The organism is Ruegeria sp. AL11, from assembly GCF_056540865.1.
In genome coordinates, this window is record NZ_JBQFXO010000003.1 from 337607 (window position 1) to 350157 (window position 12551).

Genomic DNA, 12551 nt, shown 5'->3' on the forward strand with positions numbered 1-12551 from the left:
GAGATTAGAATATGAGACGTTTCATTGCCTTAACCCTCGCCGCTGTTCTGCCAACAACACTCGCAGCGGAGTCTTCCGAGCGGCGGGGAACTGCGACGATCATGGCCATGGGCGCCTATGTGCCGACCGACAACATGGAGGAATCGGAGGCTTTCTACCGCGCCCTGTTCGACAGTGAACCGACAATCGGGCTACCAGAATTCGTGGCGTTCGACGTGGCTGGTGGCTGGTTCGCGATCGTGTCACGGGATAAGTACGCACCGGGGGCCGAGGCAGGTTCGGGCGCGGTTCCCTACCTGCAATCCGCCGATCTGGAAGTCTTGCACGCCCGTGCCATTGCCGCCGGCGTGGCCGCTCCAAAGATCATCGAAGAGCCGGGCATCCACCTGCTCAAGATCACCGATCCGAACGGTCAACTGATCGAGTTCTTCAGACTGACCCATCAGTGACGCTCTCAACACTCCGCGCTATCTTCAAAGGACATCGCACCATGCAAATGAACTACTTCGTCGTCGGTACCAACGACATGGCCGCCGCAACGCACTTTTATGATCAGCTTTTTGGTCAAACGGGTATGGAGCGTGTCTCGCCCACCGACAGAATGACGTACTGGCTCGGACCTGGCATTGCCTTTGCAGTAGCCATCCCGTTCGACGAAAACCCTGCCACCAATGGAAACGGAACCATGGTCGGCTTCAGCGTCGGGTCGGCTGAAGAGGTCGAAAGGCTGTATGCGTTGGCCATCGAGCTAGGTGGCACGAGCGAAGGCGAGCCGAACCAACGGGGACCGCGTTTCTCGGCCTACGTCAGGGATCCGGACAGCAACAAGATTTGCCTCTCCGCCTGAGGGCAGGTCGCAAGTGCAGTTCCTGATCGAAAGGAGAAGGTTTTTTAGCCCGTTCTTTTGGGCGTGAATGGGTGGAGAGGTAAGCTTGTCCTCGATGCTGCGCTCGCAGAGGATTTAGTCGTCACAGCGATCAATCGTTCTGCAGACAAGGCACCCGATCTCAAAAAAGACTGCACGTGGATGTCGGTGAACCCTGTGACCCTATGTTCCTCGCATCAGTGTTTCGCAACCATTACGCCGTCACTTCGAACTTGGACGGTCGGCTGCCTTCGAAAGGCGCGACGTCGGTGTACTACCGATCTGCAGCTACGATCCTCAAAGCTGCGTCTCTGGTTAGCCCTTCGACCCGTAAGGCCAGATTAGGTTCAGAATTAAGATTGCAACGAATAGGGTGACAAACTTAAGCACTGTTGCTTTTCGTTTCGGCATGTTCGCAAAAAGTGTCGTCTGGTCGAGGCCCCAGAGGACAGCAAAACTGATTGCTACGGTGACAATTATATGTGGAATATCAAGGCTCACAGCGTCCCTTTCAAATAACAGAAATGATGTCTACTGGCGTCGACTTATGCGACGGCAAAGCAACGTTAGGATTACAAGATTGAGCGCCGGAGCCAGACTCGCAAGCCACGGGCGCCAAGTCTCCGGAAAACCATCTGTCAAAAGACCCCATAGCAAGCCTAGGGGCAGCAGGAAGATACCGGACAAAGGGTCTCGCTGCTGACCAAAAAGCCCGAAGGTGCCGACCAGAAACAGCGCGAGTGCTATGAGGTACAAGACCCCTACGGTTCGAACAACCCAACGACAGGCGGTTGCCGAACCTGACACTGCTTAGTCCTTTCGGCATGTGTAAGTGAGATTCACCGCGCGCCGCTGTCAGATTAGTTGCACGCCGGATAGTTCGCGCGATCCGCTTCCGATACGTCCACGGGGCATTCGGTGTTCCGGTTTGCTTCGGAAATATCCGCTTCCGTGGTGAAGGATTGCTCTTCTGCACATCCTGCCAAAACGACGAACAGTGTTGCGACTGCAAGCGTGTATTTCATGAAACTTCCTTTCGATCAGACAAAGTGCTCAGCCACGACCTAAAGCGTTAGCAATTTGCTGTGGGCAGCATCGTGACATCCGAATAAAGGCCATTGGCAGTTGTGATACGCGCGCAGGCACCCGTGCTGCGGTTAAACCAGAAGGCGGTTAGACCGTCTGTCCGGATCAACTCGTAGCCGAGGTTTTGAATGCCCATCTCGGCCTGACCGGCCCGCGCACCTTCAGTTGCGGAAAGATCGGTGGAGCTTCCCACGGACGGTTGGTCAGTTGAAGGTGCCGTGGGGCTTGAAGTCTCCACGCAACCCGCCACTGCGCAGAGTGTCGCAAATGCACAAACCAGCATAAACGATTTCTTATTGGATTCTCCAATTTGATGCGGAAACTCATCCGTATTCATGTCATTCGATGCCAAAGATCACGTTGTAGGACTGTGCACCGTTCGAAGTGTTGTAGACTTCGATCACGTGATCTCCCGACTGCCAGAGCTGCCCACGATACTCTTGCGCCGCGCCCGTTTCATCGAGCAGCACAGACCCGTCCGGATTATAGATCACATAAGTCATTCCGGGTCCGTTCGCGGCGAGACGGAAATAAAGGAACTGACCGTCGCGCGCACCCAGGATATATCGTCGGCTCTCTTGTGGCAGGAGAGAGCCGGTCAGCTCCGCACCGGAAGTGCCACTTGCGAACTGCACGCGCTCCGTGCTTGGCGCGCCTGTGCCAGAAGAGCCCGCCATCGCACCACCGCCATCATCTGCGGCTTGTGCAACGCTCAATTCGGCAACCTGACCATCGTTTGAGACAAGGCATCGCCAGATTGTTTCGCCTCTATCTTGCAACATGACAAGCGAGTTTGCTTCGGAAAACTCGGTGGAGAGCACCGTGCCACCTTGTCCATCTGGCCCACCGACTTCGCGCAATTGGTCGATACAGCCGTCAATTGCTTCCTGCCCAACATCTGCGGCGGCCGCGACCGTTGGCAAAGCACAAATACATACAGTCAAAAACGTCAATCGCATTAGATAAAACTCCCAATAGAACCGCGGAAAAATTATAAACACTAAAGCAATGCAAACTGTCGCACGCAATAATGCAATAATAATGTGAACACCGCTCCTGACTCAAAGCAGACAAACAACTCACAAGTCACTCAGCGAATTTTGCGATTGTTCGTTGGTGTTGTGGGCGTCAAAAAAGATCGTTTTTGGCGCGCTTCCCGAGTGCAGACGTTCTTGCGCAGTGCAGCACCCGGCAAAGTGGGCTCACAACCGACTTCAGAGTCAGCGCAGCATCTGTAGTGGTGTGTCGAGTTGGCTCATCTTGGGCGGCACAAAGCTGCCCTACGTAGCTGAGTCTGTATGCCGCGTCGCGGCCCATCAAAGGAGACGTTCACTATGCTAATGTGGCCTAGCGCTGCGCGCAATCACACATCGCGGACAAAGCTCTCTTCAAAGACAAATCATCAAATACGTGCTGCCAATTGGCAAGTTGCGCAATTCTAGAATGCTGGGGCAAGAACCGACCTAGTCGGTTAATCTGAAGGTAAAGGTATTCTGGAGTTATTCATTTAAGGTCATCCCGTTTTGAATGCGTATTCTTGATTAGTGATGCGTATCCCAGCATGATCCAAAGATGTCGGTCGAAATTGTAAAGTGGTTGAAAGATCTCGAACTGAGCCAGTACGCAGATGTTTTTGCGGCAAATGATATCGATGCGCGTGTTTTGCCACTTCTGTCAGACGACGACTTAAAAGAACTCGGGGTAAGCCTTGGCCACCGCAAGATCATCCTAGCCGCAGTGCAAGAGCTAAGCGGCCAAAAACGTGCAACCTCTTCGCCACAAACCTCTCGTGAACACCCGCCGGGAAACGTAAACGCGCCTATCTCAAACCATTCACAAAGTGACGATCCGCTCAAAAGTAAGCATAGTGAGCCGGCCACTGCAGAGAAGCGCCACGTAACCGTTTTGTTTGCCGATCTCGTCGGCTCGACGGAACTCACCAATCGTTTCGACCCCGAAGATATGCGGGACTTACTACAGAACTACCAAGACGCCGTTGCGGGCGCCGTAAGTCGATATGGTGGCTATGTTGCAAAATACTTGGGCGACGGTCTTCTCGTGTTTTTTGGCTGGCCGAGGGCCTACGAAGATCACGCAATTCGGGCGATCAAAGCCGGTCTTGAGGCCGTTCATCGCGTCAGCGAACTCAAAACCCCGGACGGAGAGCGCTTGTCAGTAAGGCTGGGCATTGCGAGTGGTGATGTCGTTGTCGGCGATAATATCGGTGAAAACACATATGAAGAAGGGGCCATGACGGGCCCAGTTGTCAATCTTGCGGCGCGAATTCAAGAATTTGCGGAACCAAACTCGGTCGTGTTGTCGGCAGAAGAAACTGAGACCGCTTTGCATAGGATATTTGAATACAAATCTCTTGGGAAGAAAGAACTAAAGGGTTTTGCAGAACCTCGTACTCTGCTGAAAGTGGTGTCAGAACGCAGTGCGGAAAGCCGGTTCCGCGCGGCGCATCGCGATGATGTCGATAGTGTCATGATCGGCCGGGACTACGAAAAGGGTATTCTGCTGCAATCATGGCAACGTGCCCAGAATGGTCATGGAGAGGTTGTGCTGCTATCCGGTGAACCTGGGATTGGGAAATCGCGACTTACAGAGGAATTCCTCGCAGATATTACCGCGAATGACCAGGCTGATATCATAAGGCTGAATTGTTCTCCTTATCTCAGCAGTAGCCCCTTTCATCCGGTTGCCCAACGGATATCCCAGGACGCAGGTGTCGAACCGGACTTCGATGACAATCTGATCCTTGAACATGTCAGGAAGATGCTGGAAAGACGGCCGGGACTGGACTGGGAACAAGTTCTACCTGTCTTCGCAGCTTTGGTTGCACCTCGTAGTGCGCTAGCCCAAAAGGTGCTCGAGATGTCGCCGCAGGAGCAGCGCGACATCACAATCCAAACTTTGATTCACACAGTGCAGGTGCGATCAGACGTGTGCCCTGTTGTTCTGTGTGTCGAAGACGCGCATTGGATCGATCCTTCCACACAAGCCTTGTTAGAGCGTTTTAAGTCGATATCCAGCGACCTTCCTCTGATGATCTTGATTACCCACAGGCCTGGGTGGGAATTGGCCCGCGAGGATGGGGACACGCACGTTCAGTCACTCGTACTGCGCCGGTTCGATTCTGCGCACGTTTCGCACCTTGTCGCAAACATCACAGGCAAAAAACCGGACGATGCCCTGATTGCTAAAATCATTGAAAAGACCGACGGTGTACCTTTGTTCGTGGAGGAATTGACGCGAACGATTGTGGAGGCAGGTGAGCAAGGGCAAATCCATATACCTTCGTCTTTGAAAGGCGCGTTGATGGCGCGTCTTGATGCGGTTTCGCCTAAGGCAAAACAGGTTGCGCTTACAGGGTCTGTTATTGGCAGAGAGTTTGAGCCGAGCATATTGAATGCGGCGATGCGTCTTGCAGATTCTGATATCAAAGATTGCCTCGAAGAGCTTTCGCGAACAGGCATAATCTTCGAAAGCGGTCACAATCGCGGGCATTTCGTATTCCGTCATGCCCTTATTCGCGATACTGCCTATCAGTCCATGCTAAGCTCAACTCGAAAACAACAACACGCAGATGTGGCGCGTGCGTTGATAGAGACAAGGTCCGCCGAGATCGCGCGTCGTCCCGAACTGGTCGCCCGCCACCTTTCAGAAGCTGAGGATTGGAGGGCTGCGTTCGAAAAATGGCAAATTGCGACAGAAATGGCGTTGGCGCGATCTGCCAGCCAAGAGGCGATGACAAACGCCAGAGAAACGCTGCAAGCTGCTGAAAAACTTAGCCCTGACTCCAAAACAGAATTAATCCAAGGCAAGATCCTTGTTGGCCGCAGCCACGACAGCCTGGGTCAATTGCCTGAAGGGATTGCAGTTCTGAAAGACGCCTCTAACGCGGCGCGGGCGGTGCACGATGTGGAGCTGGCCGCTGACGCGGCCAACCATTTCGCTGACTCATGTATGATGTCCAGCGAAAGGCACAATGAAGCAATCGATCTCTGCGACAATGCATTAAAAGACTTGCCCGATGCCGATGAAGTCCGTCGGTGCAGATTGATGAGCCAACTCGCGCGCGCGCACATGTTCGTCGGTCAGTTCTCCGAAGGTGCGCGTTTCGGCCAGAAGTCCATGGAACTGGCCGCAAAACTGGGAGACTATAAATCCCAGTTCTCGGTAATGATGATGCATTTTGGGGCCCCATTCGTTGCGCGGAAGGGGAGAGAGGCCCGCCATTGGCGCGAAAATCTGGAGGCCATGCACGGGGTGGCCGAGCATCTTGGAAGTATCGATCAAGGGCGGGACCGAACTCTGAGCTTGTTTGTAGGCGCCGAGATGGCCGACCGTGAGTTAATGGACCATTCTTTGGGTTTGCTTACCGAAATTTCGGAAAAGGACAATCATCTGCAACTCTATTGGGTTCAGAAACACGCACGCGCCATGGTTGCAATTATGGACGGCGATTTTGAGCAAGCCGAGAAACACGCCACAGAGGCGGTGAAGATTGGTCGAAAGACCCACGGCGAACATGTTGAGGGCGTCTTTGGAGTTCAGATGTTCACGATCCGCCGCGAGCAAAATCGACTGCACGAAGTTGCGCCTGTGATCAAGAAATTGATGACAGACAGCCCCGAAGACATTTCGTGGAAGCCCGGCTTTGGGCTTATCGCTGCCGAGCTTGGATACAAGGAACCTGCCGAACGGATACTGAATGAAATGGCTGCCAATGGCTTCGATCTCCCACCTGACGCCATGTATTCAACGACATTGTCCTATCTGGCGGACATATGTGTCGCCGTTGAGCATCAGGAACACGCCAAGACGCTCTATGGCATGCTTGCTCCCTACGAAGACCTGACGATCACCGCTGGGGCTACTACAGTCTGCACTGGCGCAGCTGCGCGACGCCTCGGAAGTCTGAGTACGGTTCTGAAGGACTGGGATGCCGCTGAGAAGATGTTCGAGAAGGCCATAGAAATAGACACGCGCATGAAATGCCCACCTTGGGTCGCGCACAGCAAGGCGGCATATGCAACGGCATTAAGGCGACGCGGGCGTCAGAATGATGTGGAACAGGCGTTTCAACTGGAAGGGGAAGCGTTGGCAATTTCACAGAAATTGAGTATGGTTTCCCTTAGGTCAAAGCTCGAAGGAGTAGCGAGTTAAGGTAATTAATCTGGTTTGGGGGACTTTATGCCAAGGTACATAATTGAAAGAAATTTCGCCGAGCAGCTCAACGTCACAGACGATGACAAGATTCACATCAAAGAGATCAATGACGAAGTCGGCGTCGAGTGGATTTTTTCGTTTCTCAGCGCAGACAAGCGCAAAACCTACTGCTTGTACGAAGCCCCGGATGAGGAAAGCCTGAGAAAGGCGGCAGAACGCCTGAACATTCCCGCCGATGTCATAACGCCTGTGGATCGGATTGATCCGGCAATTTTCGCCTGATCAGCATCTATTTTACTTAGTTCCGCGAAGCCCCTGCGAGGGGGTGCTGTTAGACAAATCCGAACCAGTATCAGTTTCCCGCGGAAACCGAGAACCTACCCAGAACAAAGTTGACGACACTCGGTGAAAGCGGTGGTATTTTTCAGATTGTGGGTACCTCTGCTAGCGAACGATCTATCTTGGTTTAAGCGGCTATAGACAGATGAGCAGACGGAGGCGTATTTCTGCAAATTTCGCATGCGCCTTAAACGCTGCATCGCGCGTTGGCGCCGTCGTAACGGGAGGTGCGAGTTCTCGACGCGGTTATTCAGCCAAGCGCAGGTCTGTTGTTTTTCAGTGGCTCCTCGCTCTCTGAGTGCGGCCCGATACGATGCGAAGTGGTTCGTGACCATGGTTTCCGCTCTACTGTGTTGCTTTATCAATTTCTTGAGGAATTTCAACGCTGCAGCTTTGTGTCGGCCTTTGATAACAACGGCTTCCAGCACCTTGTCTTCGTGATCAACGGCCCGCCAAAGTTAATGCCGCTTCCATTTGCGAACGCGCGTAGCTGCTGAACACTCTTTCTTCAGATCACAGAAGCAAACACCGGGCCAAACCTGTTCCACAAATATCGGACAGTTTCTCAGTTCACGTCGATGCCTCGCTGGTGCAGCAAATCTTCGAAATTGCGAAGCGAAAGCAGGAAACGGATGTGCAGCATCACAGCAAGGCGGATTATCTCGGGGCTGGTCTTGAGGTACTTGAAAGAGACAGGTCTGGTTATGGGTAAAAAGCTAGGTAACCGCCCTGTCCCGCTCAAGCAAAGTTAATCTGACAAGACCGCGCAATAGTCGTTGGGTCCTGACCCTAACACATTGAATGCCAATGTTTCGGTTGATACAGTCCTGATAGGGGAAACGAAATGGCTCCATTCAACCGCCCGAAATCACTAACCGAGTTAGTGGCTGAAAACATGAAAGAACGCATTGTAGGCGGCGAATTCGATCTAGGTGAACAGCTTTCGGAAGCTAAAATTGCCAAAGAACTGGAAGTTAGCCGAACGCCGGTACGCGAAGCAATCAACAGACTTGAAATGGAAGGGCTATTGGTCGTCGAACCCCAACGTGGATCATTCGTATTTGATCTTGAACCCGACGAACTCGACAAACTAATCGATGCGCGCGTTTGCCTCGAAACCGCGGCGTTAAAATACGCTATGGAATCCGATAGCAATAGGCTCCACGCCGAACTGGAGGAATGTGTTCAAGAAATGAACATGGCAAGAGATGCCAGAAATGATGCGGAATACCTTCGTCAGGACACTATATTCCACCAATGTATTTTCGATTGCGCAAACAATAGGTTCCTCAACGACGCCTATCAGACAATAGCTTTGAAAGTCTCAGCCGTGCGCAACAGGCTGGGCAGTCACCCTCGGCATATGTCGAGATCCCACAAGCAGCACATTGAACTCGTCGAGTCAGTGAAACAGGGTGATTTCCAAAATGCTTTCAAAGTATTGGAAAACCACATTGACAAAAAAAGTGGCTCATATTGGAGCGAAGTAACTGAAAAGGTCAAAACAAAGGAAGAGTCGCTGAGCGCAAATTAAGAACTAAACAGAATACTTTGAGAGCTTGCAGTGACTATTTTGATTTCGAGCTTGCCGTAGACTTCCTCTACAACTTTTCGCCCAAATGGAAGAAAGGCTGAGCTGCGACGAGAACTCTTGAAAATCCACTAGTTTTCGCGATTTAGGTCGGCTTCCGGGCCGATGGAACAATGGTTCTGAGCTTGTGAAGGGAGTCACTTCACTCCGGCGAAGAGTATTTGTTTCTTGCGGTCTGCATCCCTTTGACACACAACGAAATCCTCCTCATGCAAATATCCCTGAGGGGAGGACGCAACTGAGAAATGCCCAAAATCATCTCGCCCTGCAACTAGCGCAACCAAAGTTTTCACGCCGTTTTGCTGTTTCATTGAGGGCTTTATGAAACGCAACGCCGCACCGATGCGTCTATCGTCGGTGTTATTGGGCCCTGATGCGTGGAAAAGATGCCCGTGATGCATGGACGCCTGCCCAGCACGCAATTCGGCAGCGACTGCATCTTTTTCGTTCACATCGACTGCGATTTCCTGCCCACGTGACAACAGATTGTTTTCACTGAAGGTGTCCACGTGAGGCACGATACGGCTTTTGTGGCTGCCAGGAATAAACTTCATACACCCGCTTTGCTCAGACGCTTCTGAAATCGCAACCCAGCACGTAACTTCTTCAGCATCATCCAATCCCCAATAGGTCAAGTCCTGGTGCCACGAGACTATTTTCGATGATCGCGCTTCTTTTACGAAAAGTGCACCGCTCCAAACCATGAGGTCCGGCCCTAACACCGTTGAAGCAGCCTCAATCAGCTTCGGATGGCGCAGAAGTGCATCGAATGATGGTATCAGCCTGTCCGGATACGAATATAGAAGCTTGAGTTTCTCTGGGTCGTCTCTGAGAATGCGCTCCGCTTTCTCAAAATCATCGCGTAGCGTTTGGACCTCAGAAGCTGTCAGGATATCCAGCGGAGCTACGAAACCATCCTGTTCATAAGTCTTTGCAATACTGCGCGTTCGTCTATCCATTGCCATTATCCGGAAAAGTTAACTGCACCTTCATTGATTGGCTTCGATCAGACGCGATTTCGAAAGCCGTGACGGCCTCGCCAACCTCGAAGGAATGCGTCACCAACAGGTCGACATTTATTAGTCCGCTTCGCATCATCTCGACCGCGCCTGAGAACTCGGAATGGAAACGGAAAGACCCGCGAAGCATTATCTCTTTCGCAGTCAACGCCTGCATCGGCACTGTCATATCTCCGCCCAGACCAAGCTGAACCAATGTTCCACCCGGTCGCAAGCAAACGACACCAGAAGCCAGAGCCGATTGAGCCCCGGAACACTCCAGTTGGACATCAACTTGGCCCTTGTCCTTTTCAAACTGCTCCAGTTTTTGCGGATCGGCGTAGGTGTTGATGACATCGTCTGCCCCGCATTCACGCGCCAGAGCGAGGGTCTGGTCCGAGATATCCGTCGCCACTATTCTGGCCGCTCCAGAACGACGTGCCGCCAAGATCGTGAGGCAGCCGATCGGACCGCATCCCGTGATGAGTACCGATTTACCCAGGAGGCTCCCGGCTTGTTTAATCGCGTGCAAACAGACCGCCAGCGGTTCCGCCATGGCGGCCTGCGCAGGGCTCAACCCATCTGCCGGAACGCATTGACTGGCTTTCGCCACGAGTTTGCTTTGAAAAGCGCCTTGGATATGTGGGAACGGCATCGCGCTGCCGTAGAACTTCATATCAAGACAGTGGTTTTGCTGCCCGTTCAGGCAATAATAGCAGGCTTGGCAAGGGCGGGATGGAGAAACTGCAACCAGTTGACCTAGGTGTAGCCCCTGCACGCTTGAACCAACTTTCACGATTTCCCCGGCGACTTCATGTCCTAGCACCATAGGTTGACGCAACTTGATCGCACCAAAACCACCGTGGTTGTAATAGTGCAGGTCAGAGCCGCAAATCCCACCCGCGCGCATGGCAATCAAGATTTCGTCTGGCCCCACATCGTGAACGTCCCGGTTTTCCAACCTCAGATCTTTTGCGGCATGGATAACAACAGCAACACTGGCCGAAGACATTGCACGGACTCCCTATACAGATTGCCAAAAGATACGGATAGTCGGTGCTGACAACCAAGGGATTTTTGCATGACGCTTGAAATGTTCAACTTAGAGGGAACACGCGCACTCGTAACAGGCTCTAGCCAAGGCATTGGATTTGCGTTGGCTCGTGGCTTGGCTGCCGCCGGCGCGCAGGTCGTTTTGAACGGGCGCGATACCGCGAAACTAGCGGCAGCCGCATCCGAGTTGAGTGAAACAGGCGCCTCAGTACGTGAACTTTCGTTCGATGCAACCGATCACGAAGGTGTCCGATCAGCCGTGGACAACTTTGAAGAGAACGTCGGCCCCATAGACATCCTGATAAACAACGCCGGAATGCAACATAGGACGGAGCTACAGGATTTCCCCGCTGACGCGTTCGAGCGCCTATTGCAGACAAATATCGCGTCCGTCTTTCACGTCGGTCAGGCTGTGGCACGGCACATGATTGAAAGAAAGTCAGGTAAGATCATCAACATTGCGTCGGTTCAATCCGCATTGGCACGACCAGGTATTGCGCCCTACACGGCAACAAAAGGTGCTGTAACCAACCTGACAAAAGGAATGGCAACTGATTGGGCCAAGTATGGCCTGAACTGCAACGCCATTGCGCCTGGATATTTCGATACACCTTTGAACGCCGCATTGGTTGCTGACCCAGAGTTTAGTGCATGGCTCGAGAAACGTACCCCAGCCGGTCGCTGGGGCAATGTAGAAGAACTTGTCGGTGCCGCTGTATTCCTTGCCTCCCCCGCTTCCAGTTTCGTCAATGGACATACGCTCTACGTCGATGGTGGAATAACGGCTTCACTTTGATTTGTGGCGTTCAATCGACTGTTAGGTACGACTGACGTACGCGTCGTTTAAAGCGCCGACGCCAATGCAATCACCACAACAACCATCAACGAAGCCGCCATCGCAAAGTTGATCCTTTGATGCGATCTCTCGCTTAAATCAAGGCTGCCCAGTTTTGCGCCAGCACCCAGCCAGATCATGTGCACTGGCACCCAAATCATATTGAAAACTATGATTTTTATGACGACCTCCCAAACGGGCGCATCCGGCAAAAAGGCAAACCCTGAAAACAATGCTGTGCCGACCACATAAGCCTTGGGATTAATGAACTGAAGTGTCAGCCCGTTCGCAAACCCAAGTGGCGAAACCGCAGGGGAAAACCCGACCTTTGACCCAGCGCTGGCAATACGCCAGGCGAGAAATCCCAAATACCCGACAGAGGCAAATAGCAGGAAAGTTCTAAGCACCGGAATAGCCAAAGCTACCGCAGCGACTCCGGAGACAACCATCATCATGTTGATGAACCCGCCCAGCATCAAACCGGCCACAAAAGCGAGTCCAGCTCGAAAACCAAATGCTGATCCGATGCCCGCAGTTGTCAGAACACCTGGGCCCGGCGTAATCAGTAGAAAGAAAACCGCAACAGCAAACTCTAGCACTTTTCAGATT

The 12551-nt window shown here is 52.6% G+C and carries 12 protein-coding genes and 1 pseudogene; 6 read left to right on the top strand and 7 right to left on the bottom strand.

Annotated elements, in window-relative coordinates:
- Window positions 1–11: 11 nt before the first annotated feature.
- On the top strand, window positions 12–449 hold the full coding sequence (locus tag ACR0IP_RS07350; protein WP_170689768.1) for a VOC family protein: 438 nt from the start codon (window positions 12–14) through the stop codon (window positions 447–449).
- 41 nt (window positions 450–490) lie between these two features.
- Window positions 491–847, top strand: a complete 357-nt coding sequence (locus ACR0IP_RS07355; protein WP_170376129.1) for a VOC family protein — start codon at window positions 491–493, stop codon at window positions 845–847.
- Window positions 848–1725: 878 nt separating this feature from the next.
- On the opposite strand, the gene ACR0IP_RS07360 is transcribed toward ACR0IP_RS07355, so the two are convergent.
- The 3 genes from ACR0IP_RS07360 to ACR0IP_RS07370 form a co-directional block, all read right to left on the bottom strand.
- Complete coding sequence (locus ACR0IP_RS07360) at window positions 1726–1890, bottom strand: hypothetical protein (protein WP_480524704.1); 165 nt, start codon at window positions 1888–1890, stop codon at window positions 1726–1728.
- A gap of 47 nt (window positions 1891–1937) precedes the next feature.
- Window positions 1938–2144: a hypothetical protein gene (locus ACR0IP_RS07365; RefSeq protein ID WP_480524706.1), complete on the bottom strand. Its 207-nt coding sequence runs from the start codon at window positions 2142–2144 to the stop codon at window positions 1938–1940.
- A gap of 145 nt (window positions 2145–2289) precedes the next feature.
- Window positions 2290–2910 carry a hypothetical protein gene (locus ACR0IP_RS07370; RefSeq protein ID WP_480524707.1) on the bottom strand — a complete coding sequence of 207 codons (621 nt, stop codon included), beginning with the start codon at window positions 2908–2910 and terminating at the stop codon, window positions 2290–2292.
- 613 nt (window positions 2911–3523) lie between these two features.
- On the opposite strand from ACR0IP_RS07370, the gene ACR0IP_RS07375 reads away from it, so the two are divergent.
- Window positions 3524–7123, top strand: coding sequence for an adenylate/guanylate cyclase domain-containing protein (locus ACR0IP_RS07375; protein ID WP_480524709.1), 3600 nt, complete (start codon window positions 3524–3526; stop codon window positions 7121–7123).
- A gap of 27 nt (window positions 7124–7150) precedes the next feature.
- Complete coding sequence (locus tag ACR0IP_RS07380; protein WP_170376838.1) at window positions 7151–7408, top strand: DUF4242 domain-containing protein; 258 nt, start codon at window positions 7151–7153, stop codon at window positions 7406–7408.
- 95 nt (window positions 7409–7503) lie between these two features.
- Here the strand turns inward: ACR0IP_RS07380 and ACR0IP_RS07385 are convergent.
- A pseudogene (locus ACR0IP_RS07385) lies at window positions 7504–8171 on the bottom strand (IS6 family transposase).
- Between the two features lie 138 nt (window positions 8172–8309).
- Here ACR0IP_RS07385 and ACR0IP_RS07390 point away from each other — a divergent pair.
- Window positions 8310–8999: a GntR family transcriptional regulator gene (locus ACR0IP_RS07390; protein ID WP_480524711.1), complete on the top strand. Its 690-nt coding sequence runs from the start codon at window positions 8310–8312 to the stop codon at window positions 8997–8999.
- 194 nt (window positions 9000–9193) lie between these two features.
- Here ACR0IP_RS07390 and ACR0IP_RS07395 read toward each other — a convergent pair whose 3' ends face one another.
- On the bottom strand, window positions 9194–10015 hold the full coding sequence (locus ACR0IP_RS07395) for a phytanoyl-CoA dioxygenase family protein (RefSeq protein WP_480524713.1): 822 nt from the start codon (window positions 10013–10015) through the stop codon (window positions 9194–9196).
- A complete protein-coding gene (locus ACR0IP_RS07400; protein WP_480524715.1) occupies window positions 10008–11066 on the bottom strand; it encodes an L-idonate 5-dehydrogenase in 1059 nt (352 codons plus the stop codon). Before ACR0IP_RS07400 ends, ACR0IP_RS07395 begins: the two co-directional genes overlap by 8 nt.
- Window positions 11067–11135: 69 nt before the next feature.
- Between ACR0IP_RS07400 and ACR0IP_RS07405 the strand changes: the two genes are divergently transcribed.
- Window positions 11136–11903, top strand: coding sequence for an SDR family oxidoreductase (locus tag ACR0IP_RS07405; protein ID WP_425083432.1), 768 nt, complete (start codon window positions 11136–11138; stop codon window positions 11901–11903).
- A 47-nt stretch (window positions 11904–11950) separates the two neighbouring features.
- On the opposite strand, the gene ACR0IP_RS07410 is transcribed toward ACR0IP_RS07405, so the two are convergent.
- Entirely contained in the window at window positions 11951–12541 is a 591-nt protein-coding gene (locus tag ACR0IP_RS07410; RefSeq protein WP_425083433.1) for a LysE family translocator, read from the bottom strand.
- Window positions 12542–12551 lie beyond the last annotated feature (10 nt).

Excerpts from the sequence above, each read along its gene's own strand:
- ACR0IP_RS07350 (WP_170689768.1), top strand. The coding sequence starts at position 12 with ATGAGACGTTTCATTGCCTTAACCCTCGCCGCTGTTCTGCCAACAACA.
- ACR0IP_RS07355 (WP_170376129.1), top strand. The coding sequence starts at position 491 with ATGCAAATGAACTACTTCGTCGTCGGTACCAACGACATGGCCGCCGCA.
- ACR0IP_RS07360 (WP_480524704.1), bottom strand. The coding sequence starts at position 1,890 with ATGAAATACACGCTTGCAGTCGCAACACTGTTCGTCGTTTTGGCAGGA.
- ACR0IP_RS07370 (WP_480524707.1), bottom strand. The coding sequence starts at position 2,910 with ATGCGATTGACGTTTTTGACTGTATGTATTTGTGCTTTGCCAACGGTC.
- ACR0IP_RS07375 (WP_480524709.1), top strand. The coding sequence starts at position 3,524 with ATGTCGGTCGAAATTGTAAAGTGGTTGAAAGATCTCGAACTGAGCCAG.
- ACR0IP_RS07380 (WP_170376838.1), top strand. The coding sequence starts at position 7,151 with ATGCCAAGGTACATAATTGAAAGAAATTTCGCCGAGCAGCTCAACGTC.
- ACR0IP_RS07390 (WP_480524711.1), top strand. The coding sequence starts at position 8,310 with ATGGCTCCATTCAACCGCCCGAAATCACTAACCGAGTTAGTGGCTGAA.
- ACR0IP_RS07395 (WP_480524713.1), bottom strand. The coding sequence starts at position 10,015 with ATGGATAGACGAACGCGCAGTATTGCAAAGACTTATGAACAGGATGGT.
- ACR0IP_RS07400 (WP_480524715.1), bottom strand. The coding sequence starts at position 11,066 with ATGTCTTCGGCCAGTGTTGCTGTTGTTATCCATGCCGCAAAAGATCTG.
- ACR0IP_RS07405 (WP_425083432.1), top strand. The coding sequence starts at position 11,136 with ATGACGCTTGAAATGTTCAACTTAGAGGGAACACGCGCACTCGTAACA.